Origin of the sequence: Luteibacter sp. CQ10 (assembly GCF_040900725.1) — a bacterium.
Classification (GTDB): Bacteria; Pseudomonadota; Gammaproteobacteria; order Xanthomonadales; family Rhodanobacteraceae; genus Luteibacter.
In genome coordinates, this window is record NZ_JAEUYM010000005.1 from 138,291 (window position 1) to 154,557 (window position 16,267).

Here is a 16,267-nt window from a genome sequence, read left to right on the forward strand (position 1 = left end):
CATGCGGCTGGCGGTCGTCCTGTGGCTGCTCGTGTCGGCGCCGGCGGCCGCCGAGACGGTCTACAAGTGCCAGGCGAACGGGCAGGTCACCTACCAGCAGGCGCCCTGCGCCACGCACCAGGCCCAGCAGGTGATCCAGCTTCAGGATGCCGCGCCGTCCGTCGCACCGCCGGTGGCCGCGGCGCCGCCGGCGCGCGAGAAGGCGCCCGACATCCCGGCTCCCCTGCCGGCGCCGGTGCCGCTGCCTCGCCTGTTCGGTTGCGTACGAGCCACCGACGGCAAGCCGTATACCAGCGACAACGGCACCCCCCAGCCCTACCTGGCGCCGTTCGGGGTGCTCGGCGCGGCGACCGGGCCGTTGTCCGCGAACGTGCCGGCGGCGTCGGCACCGGAGCTGACGCGCGGGGTGGATTTCGCCTCGGCGACGAGGGGTCACTACGTGTGGGTGCAGGACAGTTGCCGGGCGCTGAGCGCCGCGGAGACGTGCGAGGCCTTGCGCGATGAAGCCGAGGCGAACCAAAGGGCGATCCGCAACGCGTTCAAGAGCGAGCGCGGACCGCTGGATGCGAAGGATGCGCGGTTGCGGGGGCAGTTACAGTCCTGCCGGTGAGAGCCGATGTGGCGTTGTCGCTCGTTCGGGCGCAAGGCGCTGGATTCCTGCGTGCGCAGGAACGACGTGAGGTTATTTGCGGGTCATGGCGAATCGTGTAGCTGGTCGTTCCTGCGCAGGCAGAAACCCAGCGCCTTGCGCACGGTTATCGCGGGGTGGTGATGCGGCTCTTCACCCGGCCGACTCCACCGCCGCCACCGCCAATCCCGACACCACGCCCAGCGACGGATCGCCCTCCACCATCGGAATCTCGGCGAAACTCGCCCGCACCGCCGCCTTCACGATGGGCGAGCGCGACGTGCCGCCGGTGAGGAAGACGCTCGCGGGCACGCCCGGCCATTCGCCGCGCACCTCGTCGAGCAATCGCCGCATGCGTTCGATGAACGGCTCCGCGGCCTGGTCGAGGTCGCTGTGCCTCACCTGCGCGCCAAGGCCGCTTTCGAGAAAACCGAGGTCGGCATCGGTGGCATCCCGGCTCGTGAGTTCGATCTTGCTGCGCTCGGCGGTCTGGTTCAGTCGCGTGGTGGCGCCGGGCTGCTGCAAGGCCCGCAGCCGCGACCGCCAGGGCTCGTCGACGAAGCGGTAATCCTGCTTGCGGAATTCGCGCTGCTTGGGCAGGTTCTGCACGCTGGCCGCTTCGACGAAATGATGCACGGGAACGCGCGTGGCGTTGTTGCCCATCAGCGGCATGAAGCTCTGCATGCTGAGGTTCACGTCGAGGTCGGTACCGCCCTTGGCGAGGCCCCAGGTGCGCAGGATGCGCGGCATCTCGTCGCCGCCCAGTTCGGCGAAGGCCACGTCGGTGGTGCCACCGCCGATGTCGACGATGAGCGCGGTCTGCCGCGTCTGCAGTTGCTTGTGGTAATGCATAGCCGCCGCGGCGGGCTCTTCCAGGAACGACACGCTTTCGAAACCGGCGACGGCCGCCGCTTCGCGGATGATTTCCACCGCCTGCTGCGATCCCTTCTCGCCCATCGAACTGCGGAAGTGCACCGGGCGGCCGATGACGGCCGTGCGCACCGCGGCGCCGAGCTGGTCGCTGGCCGCCAGACGGATGTGCTCGAGGATGTAGGTGGCGATGTGCACGATGACCTTGCGCACCTGGGGGTCCATCCGGTAGCCGAACATCGACTTGGGGGATTCGATGAGATTGCCGTCGCCGTATTCGAGGTAGGCCTCCACCGCCTCGTCGCCGAACAGCGCCTCGCTGAAGCTCTCCACCGTGGCCGCCGCGCGTTCGGCCCGGCGACGCACGTCGACCGGATCGGGCACCACCTCGGGGAAGAACACCGCGCTGCGAAACTGCTTGGCCTCGCCGAAGCGGATCGGCGTGAGCACGCCGTCGACGAAGGTCGCGGCGGCGGAATAGCTCGTGCCGAAGTCGATACCGATGTTCATGCTGTCCTTCTCAACCTGTGGCGTGGGGCGCGCGGGACCGGATCGTCGTCACCCAACCGTCTATTATGGCGTGTTGGCCTCGCCACGTTAATGGCGCCGTCCGAGACGCCTGCCGATGCCCCTGGGCCTCGGTCCGCCAGGGAAAACTGTCATATGACGCTGTCATGCCACTGAAACAAATGAGTCATGGGAGCGCAAACCAGTTCACGCATCCTTCGCGGCAAGGGTCCACTTTTGAGTAATTTCGTACACGAAACGCTCAAAATGGGGCACAGGGGACCACACCACCAAACTCAGCGGAGAGATTTCATGCGTTCCAAGTTGCTCACGGCGGCCATTGCCGCAGGTCTGGGCGTGGCGAGTTTCACGGCCATGGCCGCTACGAAGACCCAGCCGGCGAAGGTCACGGTCGACGCCGCGACGCTTCAGCAGCTCCAGGCGCAGCTCGCCGCCTTGCAGGCCAAGGTGGCCGAACTGGAAAGCAAGCAGGAGGCCCAGGCCGACGCGCAGGTCGAGACCGCCAAGATCGTCAACGACGTTCAGGCCACCGCCTCCGACGCCGTGGCCGCCACCAAGAAGTCCTCCGACAAGCTCAGCTACAAGGGCGTGAACCTGACGCTCGGCGGCTTCCTCGCGGCGGAATCGATTTACCGCACCCATGGCGAAGGCGCCGACGTGGCTTCCAACTGGAACGCCATCCCTTACAAGAACTCGCCCGTGGGCCACACGTCCGAGGGGCGGTTCAGCGCTCGCCAGAGTCGCGTCTCGCTGCTCGCCCAGGGTGACATCAACCCCGACACGCATGTGGCCGGCTACATCGAAGCGGACTTCCTCGGCGGTGCGCAGACGGCCAACCAGAACGAATCCAATTCGTTCAACCCTCGCGAGCGCAACGTCTACATGACGGTGGACTGGGACAAGCCGGGCCTGCACCTTCTCGCCGGCCAGAACTGGTCGTTGCTGACGCTCAACAGCAAGGGCATCACGCCGCGCAACGAAGCCGCGCCGCCCCAGATCGATGCCCAGTACCTGCCGGGCTTCGCCTGGGCCCGCCAAACGCAGATTCGCCTGGTCAAGGATTTCAACAAGCAGTACTGGCTGGGCATCTCGCTCGAGAACCCGCAGACCACCTTCTACGTCAGCCCCAACCAGGCGAAGGCTCCTGTCACCTCGATCTACAACACCCCCGCGGGCTCCGGCTACGATTCGGCCAACACGCTGTCGCTGAACCACATTCCGGACGTGATCGTGAAGTTCGCCGCGGATCCGGGCTTCGGTCACTACGAAATCTTCGGCCTGGGCCGTGCGTTCTACAACCGTTACAACTCCGGCACCGGCCCCAGCAACCACAACGTCTACGGCGGCGGCTTCGGCGTGGGCATGCTGCTCCCGCTGGTCGACAAGGTGCTCGACTTCCAGTTCACCGGCATGCAGGGGCGCGGCATCGGACGCTACGGTTCGGCCCAGCTGCCGGACGTGACCTTCAAGCCCAACGGCGAGATCGCGCCGATCAAGGAAAACATGCTGCTGGCCGGCCTGACCTGGCACACCTCGCCGGACCTGGACATCTACGCCTTCGGCGGTCGCGAGCGCGAGCAGAAGGAAGACTACACCTACAACGGCGTGGCCCTCGGCTACGGCAACAAGGCCTACAACAACGCCGGTTGCGACATCGAAGGCGGCTCGTGCGTGGGCAACACGCGACAGATCTGGAACGGCACGCTGGGCTTCTGGTGGAAGTTCTACCAGGGCAAGTTCGGCAAGGCCCAGTTCGGTGCGCAGTACTCGCACACCGTGCGTGAGGCGTTCGAAGGCGTGGGTGGCTCGCCGAAGGCGAAGGAAGACATGGTGTTCACCAGCTTCCGCTACTACCCGTTCTGATCGGGCAAGCACGGTTCAAGGATGGTTCGAGGCGGCGGGCTTGTCCCGCCGCCTTTTTTCGTGGCAGCGGTACGGATGATCCGAAAGTTCATGGCGGCCGCCTGGAGAAGAGGGGTGTAGCCGGGAAACACATGCACCGCGTGCGAAGCCGGCATCCGCCGGCCCGGCCGCTCATCGCTCGCTGACGTCCGACGAATCCATGTCCTTGCCCTGCCAGCCGCCACCCAGCGCCCGGATCAGGTCCACGCTCGCCTGGAGCTGGCGCGTGCGCACCTGCTCCGCCGTGCGTTCGGCCTGGAGGGCCGCCGTCTGGGCGGTCACCACTTCGAGGTAGCTCACCACGCCTTCGTTGTAGCGGTTGGTGGCCAGGGTCTGCGACTGCTTGCCGGCATCCGCGGCCGCCATCTCCTGCTGGCCCTCGCGACCGAGCTCTTGGATCAACGAGAGATTGTCTTCGACCTGCTGGAAGGCTTTCAGGACGACGGCCCGGTATTGCCCGGACGCGGCGGCGAATTCGGCCTTGGCTTGCGCTTCGCGACCGCGACGCAGGCCACCGTCGAAGAGGCTCAGCGCGGCGGCGGGCCCGAGGCTCCAGAACTGGTTGCTGGCGGCCAGCAGGCTTCCATGCCCGACATCCTGCCAGCCGAACGCGGCGCTGAGGCTCAGGGTGGGAAAGAACGCCGCGCGCGCCACGCCGATGCCCGCATTGGCGGCGAAGACGCGACGCTCGGCGGCCGCGATGTCCGGGCGACGCTCGAGCAGTTCGGACGGCACGCCGAGCGGTATCGTCGGGAGCGTCATCGCCGTGGTTTTCGCCGGCAGCGAGAAGCTCGAGGCGGGTTCGCCGATCAGGGTCGCGATGGCATGTTCGGCCAGTGCGCGCTGTACGCGCAGCTCCGTGGCCTGCGCCTGGGCGTCGGCGTATTGCGCGTTGGCGCGGGCCACGTCGAGCCCGGACGAGACGCCGCCGTCCATCCGCTTCTGGGTGATCGTCCGTCCCTGTCCGAACGCATCCAGGGAGTCCTGCACGATCCGCGTTTCGACGTCGATGCTGCGCAAGGCGATGTAGGTATCCGCCAGCTGCGCCTGGAGGCTCAACTGCGCGGAGGCCAGGTCGGCCTCGGCCGCCTGGCCCAGGGCGCGGCCCTCGGCGACTTCGTTGCGGATGCGGCCCCACAGGTCCAGCTCGTAGTCCGCCACGATGCCGACCGTGCGCGTGTCGTACTCGTTCGGCTGGTTGGAACCGCGCAACGGACGGCGATCCGACTGGCGATCGTTCGTCGGGCTGGCGGACACGCCGACCTGAGGCGATTGCTGGGCGCCGAGTTGCTGCAGCAACGCCTGGGCCTCGTCGCGACGCGCCAGCGCCACGGCGATGTTCGGGTTGTTGGCGTTGAGTTTCGCCTCCAGCGCGTCGAGCGTCGGATCGCTGTAGATCTTCCACCACGGCGCACGGGCTTGGGTGTCCTTGGGCTCCGCCACCGTCCAGCCTTCCGGATGCGCGGCGCCCTGGTACGCATCGGGCACCGCACCCACGGTGGGCTTGACGTAATTCGGCGCTAGCGAGCAGCCGCCCAGGGCCAGCGTCATCGCCGCGCCCAGCGCGAGAACGAGGGGTTTAGGCACGCTTGGCATGGTCGCCCTCTTCCGGCTGCGGCGTGGCCAGGCGAACCAGGTCGCCCTGGGCCAGCGAATCGGTCGGGTGGTCGATGATTCGATCGTTGGGCTGCAGGCCCTGGTCGATCTCGAGCTTGTCGCCCAGGTCCATCGCGATGTGCACATCGCGCAGCACCACGCGGTTGTCCTTGCCCAGCACCGCGATCTGCGGTCCCGCGGCGCGGAACAGCAGGGTCGTGGCCGGCACGGTCACCGTGTTGCCCGGCGCGTGGGTGGCCAGTCGTACTTCCGCGAAGTCGCCCGGCAGCAGGTCCTGGTGCGGGTTTTCCACCTCGAACTGGGCGAGCAGGGTGCCCGAGGCGCGATTGATCGCCCGCGACGTGCCGATGAGCTTGGCACCCACCGTCTCACCGCCATGCCCCAGCACGAGCAGCTTCACCTTCATGCCCTGCACGATGGTCGACGCGTAGCTCTGCGGCACCTGGGTATACAGGCGCATCCGGCTCGTGTCGGCGATGGAGAACAGGGGATCGCCGCCGTCGTTGTTGGCGGTGATGAGATCGCCGATGTCGGTATTGCGCGCCGTCACGGTGCCGTCGAACGGCGCGACGATGCGCTTGAAGGATTCCAGCGCGGCGAGACGGTCCACGTCGGCCTGGGCACCCAGGACGTTGGCGCGCGCCGTCTCCGCTTCGCTGGCCTTCTCGTCCGCCTCCTGCTTGGAGACGGAGTGCGAATCCAGCAGGTTCTGCCAGCGCTTGGCCGTGATGTCCGCCAGGCGCACGTTGGCCTGGGCGCGGACCAGTTCGGCCTTCGCCTGCTCGAATTGCTGGTCGAGCTCGGGCGTGTCGATGAGCGCCAGTACCTGGCCCGCCTTGACCTTCTGGCCGATGTCGACGTTCCACTGCTTCAGGTAACCGCCGACACGTGCGTGGATGGGCGTGGCGATCCACGCGTCGAGATGGCCGGGCAGCGTAAGCCCCTGCGTGCTGCTCAACGCGGAGGCCGAAATCACCTGGACGCTCGGCGTCAGCTGCGCTTCGGTCCACGTGCCCAGGTCGTGCGATTCGACGGCGCGCAGGGAAAGGCCCGCGATGACGCCGATGGACGCCAGCGCGATGCCGACGGCCAGCGCCAGGCGGACACGGGGCGGGCGCCCCAGGGTAGGTGCGGATGCTTCATGCGACATGGGAGGGATTTCCGATCAGGCGGTCTTCAGAGGGAGCGGGCGCGGTGCGGCCATGGACGATGGCGAAGATGACCGGCACGAACAGGAGGGTGGCGAAGGTGGCGAAAAGCAGGCCGCCGATCACCGCGCGACCGAGCGGCGAGTTCTGCTCCTGGGTCAGCGCCATGGGAAGCATGCCGATGATCATGGCCAGGGCCGTCATGCAGACCGGGCGGAAGCGGGTGAAGCCCGCTTCGAGCGCGGCCTTGAAGGCATCGCCGTGCTCGGCGAGCCGTTCGCGGCAGAAGCTCACCACCAGGATGGAGTTGGCCGTGGCCACGCCCATGCACATGATGGCGCCTGTCAGCGCGGGTACCGACAGGCTGGTATGCGTCAGGAACAGCATCCAGACGATGCCCGCGAGCGCCGCCGGCAGCGCGGTGATGATCACGAACGGATCCAGCCACGACTGGAAGTTCACCACGATCAGCAGGTAGATCAGCACCACCGCCCCCACCAGGCCGAACAGCAGGCCGCTGAAGGCTTCGTTCATGGTACCGACCTGGCCGTGCAGGCTGACGAGCGTGCCCGGCGGCCGTTTCGCCGCGAATTGCTCGAGCACGTGCTGCACGTCCGCCGCGACGCCGCCCAGGTCGCGTCCCTGGATGGAGGCATAGATGTCGTACGACGGCATGATGTTGTAGTGCGACACCACGGCGTCGCTGGGACCGCGCGTGAAGCTGGCCAGGCCACCGAGGATCTGCGTGGAGCCGTTGCCGGCCGACGTGACCGGCAAGGCCTTGAGGTCCGACATCGAATCCATCAGGTACTGCGGCGTGGAAGCCACGATGGCATAGGACACGCCGTTCTTCGGATTGAGCCAGAACGCGGGCGCGACCTGCGAGCTGCCCGCCAGCGAGGCGACCATGCTGTTGGTCACGTCGCGCTCGGTTATGCCCAGGCCGTCGGCGCGCACGCGATCCACCTTGACGTTGAGCTGCGGATAGCTGGAGCTCTGCTGGAGGCGAACGTCGACGATGCCCTTGATCTTGCGCAACTGCTTGAGGATCGCTTCGGCATAGGCCTCGTTGGCCTTGCGGTCGCGTCCCGCGATCGACACGTCCAGCGGCGACGGCGAACCGAAGTTCAGGATCTGGCTGGTCATGTCCGAGGGCAGGAACGCGAACTGCGTTCCCGGAAATTCCCTCGGCAGCACTTCGCGCAGGCGCTTCATGAACTCGGCGGCGGGGCGATGGCCTTCCTTGAGCACGATCTGGATGTCGCCGTCCTGCGAGCCGATGGTGCCGCTGCTGCTGTAGACCAGGTTCACGCCCGACAGCGGAAGGCCGATGTTGTCGATGATCGTGTCCAGTTCCGCCGGAGGGATGACCGAGCGGATGGCTCGCTCGATGTGATCGAACTCCGCCGCGGTTTCTTCCACGCGCGTGCCCATCGGGGCGCGAACGTGCATCGACAGGGAATCGGAATCGACCTCGGGAAAGAAGTCGCGCCCCAGTGCCGGCAGCAACGCGAAGGAAACGAGCACGAAGCCGAGGAAGCCGATGACGAAGCGCTTCCGGTTCGCCAGCGCCACGCCGAGCACCCCGTAGTAGGTGTCGCGCACCTTGGTGAACCGATGCTCGAAACCGAGCTGGAAGGCGATGAGGCCCCGCACCACGGCGTTGTGGCGCTTGGGCGCGTGCTGGTCGCCTTCGTGATGGTTGAGGAACGGGTCTTCCGGGTGGTTGCCCTTGCCGTGTTCCGTCGTGTGCGGCTTGAGCAGGAACATCGCCAGCGTCGGCACCAGGGTGCGCGAGAGGATGAAGGACGAGACCATGGCGAAGATCACCGCCAGGGCCATGGGACGGAACAGGAAGCCGGCGATGCCGTCGAGCATGAACATCGGCACGAACACGATGCAGATGCACAGCAGCGATACGAAGGCCGGCGTCACGATCTGCCTGGCGCCATCCATGATGGCGCTCATGACGTCCTTGCCCTGCTCCAGGTGCCAGTTGATGTTCTCGATGGTGACCGTCGCGTCGTCCACCAGGATACCGACGGCGAGCGCCAGGCCGCCTAGCGTCATGACGTTGAGCGTCTGGCCGAATACCGCCAGCAGCGCGATGGCCGAGAGGATCGCCAGCGGGATGGACAGCGCGATGATCACCGTCGACCGCCAGCTGCCCAGGAACAGCAGGATCATCACCGAGGTCAGCACCGCGGCGATCACGCCTTCGCGGGCCACCGAGGCGACCGCGGACTTCACGAAGAGCGACTGGTCGCTCAGCAGGTGCATCTTGAGCGACTTGGGCTGGGTCTCCGCGATGAGCGGCAAGAGCTTCTTGATGCCCGCGACGACGTCAAGGGTGGATGCGTTGCCGTTCTTCAGCGCGGGCATCAGCACGGCGCGTTTGCCGTCGACGCGCACCACGTTGTTCTGCGGCGGTGCGCCGTCGCGCACGTGGGCCACGTCGCCGATGGTGATGGTGGCGCCGTTGATCGTCTTGATGGGCAGGTTGTTCAGCTCGTCGATGGCCGTCGGGCTGTTGTTGAGCTGGACGTGGTACTCGTACGTGCCGATCTTGGCCGTGCCGACCGGGATGATCTGGTTTTGCGCCGCGAGCGCATTGCCCACGTCCTGCGCCGACAATCCCTTGGCGGCCAGCGCCCTTGGATTGAGGTCGATCGTGACCTGCTTCTGCTTGCCGCCATAGGGCGTCGGGATCGCCACGCCCGGCACCGAGATGAGCGTCGGCCGCATGAAGTTCTGGGCGATGTCGCGGATGGTCGCCTCGGAGAGGACGGAGCTGGAGAGCGCCATCTGCAGCACCGGAACGGTCGAGGCGTTGTAGTTCAGGATGAGCGGCGGGGTGATGCCCGGCGGCATCTGCTTGACCACCGTCTGCGAAATCGACGTCACCTGCGCCGTCGCGGTGCGGATGTCCACGCCCGGCTGGAAGAAGATCTTGACGATGCCCACGCCCGGCAACGATTGGGACTCGATGTGCTCGATGTCGTTGACCGAGGTGGTCAGCTGGCGCTCGTAGTAATAGATGACGCGTCCGGACATCTGGTCCGGCGGAAGGCCGTTGTACGTCCAGACGACGCTGATGACCGGGATGCCGATGTTGGGAAAGATGTCGGTCGGCGTCTTAATCGCGGCCATCGGACCCACGATCAGGATGAGCAACGCCAGTACGATGAACGTATAGGGCCGCGACAGGGCGATGCGGACCAGCGCTAGCATGCGTCGGTCCCCCTGGCCGCCCGGGATGACAACTGGATGACGTACCCGGACCTGCGGGTGCGCCGATGGATCGCGGTCGCTTTCATCGGTGGAGCCACTCGGCTTGCCTCGGGCAGAATCGCCCAAAGCCATTATTCCGACCGATTCTTGTGGGAATCTTTTGTCCCGCGAAGGAACCCGGGCGGGTCAGCGATCGGCGTCGATCGCCGGTGCGGCAAGGGCATCGAGGCGGATGCGAACGAGCAGCCCCTGACCGCTGGGCGCCTCGAGCAGTTCGATGGTGCCTTCATGCAACTCGACCGCGCGTTGCACGATGCTCAGGCCGAGCCCGTAGCCGGGCTCCTTCGTATCCACGCCGCGCTGGAACCGGTGGAATGCCGCGTTACGCCGGTCCGGGGGGATGCCAGGGCCGTCGTCGCAGACATCGACGACGGCCTGGGTGCCCAGCCGCCGCACGGCGATGTCCACGCGGCTTCGCTCGGGCGTGTACCGAAGGGCGTTTTCGAGGAGATTGCGAAACATCGCCGTCAACGCCACCTCGTGTCCCGCGACGTCGATGCTCGGCTCGTCGTGGGAGAGGCTCAACGAGATGTCCTTTTCCGCGATGATCGGCGCGAGCTCCTCGACCACCTCGGTCGCCAGCGTGACGAGGTCGATCGGGATGCGTTGCTCGACGGCGGCGCCGGCCTCCAGCCGCGCGATGGCGAGGATCTGCTCGATACGCCGGCCGAGCCGCCCCAGGCTCCGTCGCGCTTTTTCCAGCATGAGCTTCGTTTCGCTCGTATCCTCGGCGATGAGCGCGCTTTCCAGGTGGATCAGCGTGGCGGCGAGTGGCGTGCGCAGCTCGTGCGCGACGTCGCCGGCAAAGCGATGTTCGCGCTCGAGGGCGTCTTCCAGCCGCTCGAGTTGCTGGTTGAGCGTGACGATGAGCGGCTTGATCTCGTCCGGCGATCGCTGGATCGATACCGGCTTGCGGCTGCGCGGAGCGCGTTCGGCGAGGACCTGCGTCAAGGCATCGAGCGGCCGAAGACCTTGCTTGACGGCGAGGCCCGCCAGGATCGCCAGCAGGGGCAGGCCGATCAGCAGCGGGAGCGCGTGCTCGAGGATCAGTCCCTGCGTGATGTCGTACCGGTTCTCGGCGCGCTCGCCGATGCGGATGGTCAGGTTGAAGCGATTGGTCAGCGTGAACAGCCGCCACTGCGAGCCGTTGTGCTCGATATCGCTGAAACCGTGTTCGCCCCGCCCGGGAGGAGGCAGGTCGGCGAGGTTCGCCGTGGCGGCGATCAAGGTGCCGCGGGGGTCGTACGCCTGGAAGCCCACTTCCGGTTCGTAGTTGCGCGGATGGACGGCCACGACCACGGTGCCGCGCTGGGCGTCCGTCGCGAGTTCGAGGGCACGCTTGGCGTCGTTGTCCGTGTAATCGCGATGCCCGTAGGCGATGAGGGTTCCGAGCGTGCGGCCGGCCTGGGCCAGGCGTCCGTCCAGGAGCTTGATCATCTCCTGCCGCTCGCGGTGGTAGCTGATGGCGCCCAGGGGGATCAGCACCACCACCTGCACGGCGATGATGAGCCAGGTCAGCCGCCTGCGGAGGCTATCGGATCTCACTTGGGTTCCCGGGGCATCATGTAGCCGATGCCGCGCACGGTATGGATCACTTCGGCACTCAGCTTCCGCCGCAGCCAGTGGACGTGCACTTCGATCGCGTTGCGGTCGACGACCGTGTCGAAGCCGTACACCGAGCCTTCCAGGCTCTCCCGGCGAACGATCCGTCCGGCCCGCTCCATGAGGATGCGCAGGACGGCGAATTCGCGACGGGTCAGGGAAATGCGCTCGCCGCGGAACTCCACGTCGGTGGTCGCCAGGTCGAGCACCAGGCCGCCCACCTCCACCCGGTTGTCGACCAGGCCCTGGGCACGCCGGGTCAGGGAGCGTATGCGCGCGGCCAGTTCACCCAGGTGAAAGGGCTTGACCAGGTAGTCGTCGGCGCCCAGGTCCAAGCCCTTGATCCGGGCCTCCGGGGCGTCGCGGGCCGTCATGACCAGGATGGGGGTCTTCACGCCCGATCGCCGGGCATCCAGCAGGAGTTCGAGGCCGTCCTTGCCGGGAAGGCCCAGGTCCAGCAGCACCAGGTCGAATCCCTCGTCGGGCAGCGCGGCTCCGCCGACCCGGCCGTCGGTAAGCCAGGTGACCGCATACGACTGGTGCTCCAAGGCATGCTTTATCGCCTCGCCCAGTTCGATATCGTCTTCTAGCAATAGGATGTGCATGACCTGGCGAGGGATGGACTGGCAGGAAGCCGGAGATGGTCGCCGCGAAGTCTTTTCCCAACCTTTTGTGGGGACGTGGGCCGAGTCTAGCGCCCGGTGGTCCGTGGCGCGTCAGAACCCGTAGCGCAGGAAACCGCCGTCCACGGCAACGATCTCGCCGGTGACGTACGCGGAAGCGGGCAGGCACAGAAAGGCCACGGCACCGGCGACTTCCTCCGGCTCGCCGATGCGCCCCATCGGCGTGCGGTCGAGCACTTCTTCCAGGTATTCGGCATCCGCCAGCGCGGGCTCGCTGCGCTGGGTGCGGATGTACCAGGGCGCCACGCCGTTCACGCGGATGCCGTCCTCGGCCCATTCGCAAGCCAGGTTGCGCGTCAGCTGGTGCAGGGCCGCCTTGGTCATGCCATAGGGCGAACCGGTGCGCACGTGCACGATGCCCGACACGGAGCCCACGTTCACGATGGCCGCGTTCGCGTGCTGCACGAGGTGCGGATGGGCGAGGCGGCACATCTCGTAGGCCGAGAATACGTTCAGTTCGAAGATCTGCCGGTAATCGTCCGGCGTGTAGTCGAGCGTGGGCTTCACCACGTTGCCGCCGACGTTGTTCACCAGCAGCGAGAGGTCGACGTCGAGGTCGGCGATCCAGTCGAACACGGCGAGGCGATCTTCCGCATCGGTAAGGTCGGCGGCCATGCCCATCACCTCCACCTCGGGGCATTCCTCGGCGAGCAGTTCGCAGACCTCTTCCAGCGCATCGCCGTCGCGGGCCACGAGCAGCACGTCGGCGCCCAGTACCGCCAGTTCGCGGGCGCAGGCGTAGCCGATGCCCTTGCTTGCGCCGGTGACCAGGGCGGTGCGGCCGTCGAGGCGCCAATGGGTGAGTCGTGGGTGCATGCGGAACTCCGGGGGATGGGTCGCATGGTACATCGGGTTAAGCTTGGGAGATGGACGCCCATACGCCCCTGCTCGCCCTCGACCGCGCCACCGTGCTGCGCGACGACCGCACGCTCGTCGACGACCTCTCCCTGTCCATCGCGCAGGGCCAGCACACCGCCATCCTGGGTCCCAACGGTTCCGGCAAATCGACGCTGGTGAAACTCATCGAGCGGCGGCTCTATCCGCTCGTGCACGACGACGGCTCCCCCGTGCTGCGCGTGTTCGGGCGCGATCGCTGGAGCGTGGCCGAGCTTCGTTCCCTGCTGGGCGTGGTCTCGTCCGACCTGCGCAGGGAATTCGAAGCCACGCACGAGACGGCGCTGAACACGGTGCTCTCGGGTTTCTTCGCCTCGATGACGCTCGGCCTCGACCACGCGGTGGACGACTCGATGCGCGAGCGCGCGGTGCGGGCGCTCGATCGCGTGCAGGCGGCGCACCTGGGCGAACGCGACGTGTCCACCCTGTCCACGGGCGAAGCCCGCCGCGTGCTGATCGCCCGTGCCCTCGTCCATGCGCCGCGCGCCCTTTTGCTCGACGAGCCGTGCGCGGGCCTCGACCCCGGCACGCGCCGTCGCTTCCTCGACCTGCTGCGCCAACTGGCCCGCGAAGGCACCACGCTGCTGCTGGTCACCCATCACGTCGAGGAAATCGTGCCCGAGATCGACCACGTGGTGATGCTGCGCGAGGGGCGCCTCTACGACCAGGGTCCCAAGGCGGCCCTGCTTTCGGAAGACCGCCTGTCCCGGCTTTTCGGCTGGCCGATGGACGTGGACAGGAACGGCGGGTTCTACGGCGCGAGATTGCGCTGACCCGACCGCGGCGCGAGACTCGGGGCTCGCCCGTGGAGTATCGCCATGAAACGCCTCGCCCTGCCCTGCATCCTCGTGATCGCCTGTGCCGCATGCTCGAAACCGCCGCAGCCCGAGCAGCCGCCCAAGCCCCAGGCCGCCGCGGCCGTGGCCACGCCGTGGGATTCGATGAAGGCGCAGGAGAAGAAAGCGCAGGACGTGCAGAAGGTGGTGGACAAGCAGGCCGAGGATCAGCGCAAGGCGATCGCGGCGCAGGAGCAATAGGTCGTCATCACGGATCCTTCGCCGATACGATCGTCTCCCACCCCTTCGGTAGCAGTCGTCCTACCGAAGGGGTGGGAGACGATCGTATCGGCGAAAACCCGGTCGCCTCAACGCGGCGAGCAGAAGCAATACGCGTATACGTTCGGCTTGCCGGCCTGCGCCGTGCGGAACAGCGCGAATTCGGGCGCCAGCTTCGGCAATTCCGCCACCCACGACGGCAGGCGCACGCCCCACGACATCAGTACCTTCGCTTCGCTGCTGTCGCCCACGTTGGTGAGGAACCGCTCGAACGCCCCCATCGGCTTCTCGGCGTAACGCACGCCGTAATCCTTGCCGAGGTTCGCTTCCTGCGCCGCGTCGCGGATGGCGTCGTCGAGGCTGCCGAGCTTGTCGACGAGCCCGCGCTGCATGGCCTGCTCGCCCGTCCACACACGGCCCTGGGCGATGGCGTCGATGGCGGCGAAGTCCTTGCCGCGCGCCTTCGCCACGCCACCGACGAAATCGCGGTAGCCCTTGTCGATGATGCTCTGGATCAGCACGCCCACCTTCGGATCGAGCGGACGGGTGATGTCGAACGCACCGGCGAGACCGCCGGTGCCCACGCCGTCGCTCTTCACGCCGATCTTCGCCAGCGTGTCGGGCACGGTGAAGAACATGCCGAAGATGCCGATCGAACCGGTGATGGTGTTCGGTTCGGCATAGATGCGGTTGGCGTTCATCGAGATCCAGTAGCCGCCGCTGGCGGCCACGTCGCCCATGGACACCACGACGGGGATACCGGCCTCACGGGTCAGTTCGACCTCGCGACGGATCTGCTCGGCGGCATAGACCTCGCCGCCGGGCGAATTCACCCGCAGTACGAGTGCCCGCGTGCGGCGATCCAGGCGTGCCGTGCGGATGAGCGCGGCGGTGGATTCGCCGCCGATGCTGCCTTGCGCTTGCTTGCCGCCGGTGATCTCACCCTCGGCCACCACCACGGTGACGCCCGGCGAGGTCTGCAACAGGTCGGCGTTGGACAGCCCGGTGGCGGCGAGGTAACCGGCGAGATCGACCTGGCGGAAGCCCTGGTCCTTCTTGCCCGCCGGCACGCCTTCCTTGCGCAACATCTGCACGAACTGCTGTTCGGTGGCGATGCCGTCGACGAGCTTTTCTTCCTTCGCCAGGTCGGCGAGGTTGCCCTTGGCGTTCTGCACGCGGTCGGCGAAACCGTCGACGTCGCCGCGCAACGCGGCCGGATCGAGGTGACGCAGCTTCGCGGTCTCGCCGATCCACGTATCCCACAGCCCACCCAGCCAGTAACCGTCGGCTTCCTTCGATTCGGGCGAGGCGTGGTCGAGGATGAAGGGTTCGGCGGCGCTCTTGAACTGACCCACGCGGAACAGGTGCACCTGCACGCCCAGGCGGTCGAGCATGTCCTTGTAGAACAACCGGTAGTTGGCCAGGCCGGTGGCCATCACGCCACCCTGCGGATCGAGGTAGATCTTGTCGGCATGCGCGGCCAGGTAATACTGGCCCTGCTCCATGCTCGAGGCCCACACCAGCACCGGCTTGCCCGCGGCGCGGAAGCGATCGAGCGCGGCGCCCACTTCGCGCAGCGCGGCGAAACCGCCGGCGGCGAGCTTGTCGGGGCGCAGCACGATGCGGCTGATGCGATCGTCCTTGGCGGCGGCATCGATGGCTCGAACCATGTCGCGCACCTGCACCTGCTTCACGCCGTCGCCGGAGAGCTTGCCCATGGCGCGGGAGAGCGGGTCGGCGCTGTACTGCTCCACCAGCTGGCCGTCGGGCGCCAGCACCAGCACGCTCCTGTCGTCCACCGCGTGGGTGCGGTTGCTGGCGTAGATGGCCAGCAGGAACGCCGCCAGCAGCCCGAAGAAGAAGACGTTGAGGATGAACAGCCGCACGAAATTGATGCCGCGACCCAGCGAGCGCAGGAAGCTGCCGAATCCGCCGCCGCGACGGCGGACCGGGGGCACGGGCTTCGGCTGGGGGGGCAGTGGCGGGGGCGTGGCGTCGAAGCGGTCCGACATGGAGCGTATTCCTTGAAGGTTGGGCCGAGCGTAGCGC

At 67.1% G+C, this 16,267-nt stretch carries 12 protein-coding genes; 4 read left to right on the forward strand and 8 right to left on the reverse strand.

All coding sequences use genetic code 11. The features are described from left to right. Window position 1: 1 nt before the first annotated feature. Window positions 2–610 carry a DUF4124 domain-containing protein gene (locus tag JNG39_RS18165; protein WP_368313391.1) on the forward strand — a complete coding sequence of 203 codons (609 nt, stop codon included), beginning with the start codon at window positions 2–4 and terminating at the stop codon, window positions 608–610. Between the two features lie 171 nt (window positions 611–781). Here the strand turns inward: JNG39_RS18165 and JNG39_RS18170 are convergent, their stop codons facing one another. After that, window positions 782–2,008, reverse strand: a complete 1,227-nt coding sequence (locus JNG39_RS18170; RefSeq protein WP_368313392.1) for an Hsp70 family protein — start codon at window positions 2,006–2,008, stop codon at window positions 782–784. A 309-nt stretch (window positions 2,009–2,317) separates the two neighbouring features. Between JNG39_RS18170 and JNG39_RS18175 the strand changes: the two genes are divergently transcribed. Further along, window positions 2,318–3,889 carry a hypothetical protein gene (locus tag JNG39_RS18175; protein ID WP_368313393.1) on the forward strand — a complete coding sequence of 524 codons (1,572 nt, stop codon included), beginning with the start codon at window positions 2,318–2,320 and terminating at the stop codon, window positions 3,887–3,889. Between the two features lie 171 nt (window positions 3,890–4,060). Here the strand turns inward: JNG39_RS18175 and JNG39_RS18180 are convergent, their stop codons facing one another. The 6 genes from JNG39_RS18180 to JNG39_RS18205 form a co-directional block, all read right to left on the reverse strand. Beyond that, on the reverse strand, window positions 4,061–5,524 hold the full coding sequence (locus JNG39_RS18180) for an efflux transporter outer membrane subunit (protein ID WP_368313394.1): 1,464 nt from the start codon (window positions 5,522–5,524) through the stop codon (window positions 4,061–4,063). Next, window positions 5,508–6,695, reverse strand: coding sequence for an efflux RND transporter periplasmic adaptor subunit (locus JNG39_RS18185; RefSeq protein ID WP_368313395.1), 1,188 nt, complete (start codon window positions 6,693–6,695; stop codon window positions 5,508–5,510). The genes JNG39_RS18180 and JNG39_RS18185 overlap by 17 nt, the downstream gene beginning before the upstream one ends. Next, the gene (locus JNG39_RS18190; RefSeq protein ID WP_368313396.1) at window positions 6,685–9,924 is read right to left on the reverse strand and encodes an efflux RND transporter permease subunit; all 3,240 of its coding nucleotides are present in this window, start codon (window positions 9,922–9,924) and stop codon (window positions 6,685–6,687) included. The genes JNG39_RS18185 and JNG39_RS18190 overlap by 11 nt, the downstream gene beginning before the upstream one ends. Window positions 9,925–10,110: 186 nt before the next feature. Next, window positions 10,111–11,529: a sensor histidine kinase gene (locus JNG39_RS18195; RefSeq protein WP_368313397.1), complete on the reverse strand. Its 1,419-nt coding sequence runs from the start codon at window positions 11,527–11,529 to the stop codon at window positions 10,111–10,113. Further along, window positions 11,526–12,191, reverse strand: coding sequence for a response regulator (locus tag JNG39_RS18200; RefSeq protein ID WP_368313398.1), 666 nt, complete (start codon window positions 12,189–12,191; stop codon window positions 11,526–11,528). The genes JNG39_RS18195 and JNG39_RS18200 overlap by 4 nt, the downstream gene beginning before the upstream one ends. 111 nt (window positions 12,192–12,302) lie before the next feature. Further along, window positions 12,303–13,085, reverse strand: a complete 783-nt coding sequence (locus JNG39_RS18205) for an SDR family oxidoreductase (protein WP_368313399.1) — start codon at window positions 13,083–13,085, stop codon at window positions 12,303–12,305. Between the two features lie 50 nt (window positions 13,086–13,135). Here JNG39_RS18205 and JNG39_RS18210 point away from each other — a divergent pair, with 50 nt between their 5' ends. Both JNG39_RS18210 and JNG39_RS18215 read left to right on the forward strand, forming a co-directional pair. After that, entirely contained in the window at window positions 13,136–13,936 is an 801-nt protein-coding gene (locus JNG39_RS18210) for an ABC transporter ATP-binding protein (protein ID WP_368313400.1), read from the forward strand. Between the two features lie 45 nt (window positions 13,937–13,981). Beyond that, on the forward strand, window positions 13,982–14,200 hold the full coding sequence (locus tag JNG39_RS18215; protein ID WP_368313401.1) for a hypothetical protein: 219 nt from the start codon (window positions 13,982–13,984) through the stop codon (window positions 14,198–14,200). A 107-nt stretch (window positions 14,201–14,307) separates the two neighbouring features. Here the strand turns inward: JNG39_RS18215 and sppA are convergent, their stop codons facing one another. Next, a complete protein-coding gene (sppA, locus tag JNG39_RS18220; RefSeq protein WP_368313402.1) occupies window positions 14,308–16,230 on the reverse strand; it encodes a signal peptide peptidase SppA in 1,923 nt (640 codons plus the stop codon). Window positions 16,231–16,267 lie beyond the last annotated feature (37 nt).

Coding starts and splice junctions, on each gene's coding strand:
- JNG39_RS18165 (WP_368313391.1), top strand. CDS start 2: ATGCGGCTGGCGGTCGTCCTGTGGCTGCTCGTGTCGGCGCCGGCGGCC.
- JNG39_RS18170 (WP_368313392.1), bottom strand. CDS start 2,008: ATGAACATCGGTATCGACTTCGGCACGAGCTATTCCGCCGCCGCGACC.
- JNG39_RS18175 (WP_368313393.1), top strand. CDS start 2,318: ATGCGTTCCAAGTTGCTCACGGCGGCCATTGCCGCAGGTCTGGGCGTG.
- JNG39_RS18180 (WP_368313394.1), bottom strand. CDS start 5,524: ATGCCAAGCGTGCCTAAACCCCTCGTTCTCGCGCTGGGCGCGGCGATG.
- JNG39_RS18185 (WP_368313395.1), bottom strand. CDS start 6,695: ATGTCGCATGAAGCATCCGCACCTACCCTGGGGCGCCCGCCCCGTGTC.
- JNG39_RS18190 (WP_368313396.1), bottom strand. CDS start 9,924: ATGCTAGCGCTGGTCCGCATCGCCCTGTCGCGGCCCTATACGTTCATC.
- JNG39_RS18200 (WP_368313398.1), bottom strand. CDS start 12,191: ATGCACATCCTATTGCTAGAAGACGATATCGAACTGGGCGAGGCGATA.
- JNG39_RS18205 (WP_368313399.1), bottom strand. CDS start 13,085: ATGCACCCACGACTCACCCATTGGCGCCTCGACGGCCGCACCGCCCTG.
- JNG39_RS18210 (WP_368313400.1), top strand. CDS start 13,136: ATGGACGCCCATACGCCCCTGCTCGCCCTCGACCGCGCCACCGTGCTG.
- JNG39_RS18215 (WP_368313401.1), top strand. CDS start 13,982: ATGAAACGCCTCGCCCTGCCCTGCATCCTCGTGATCGCCTGTGCCGCA.
- sppA (WP_368313402.1), bottom strand. CDS start 16,230: ATGTCGGACCGCTTCGACGCCACGCCCCCGCCACTGCCCCCCCAGCCG.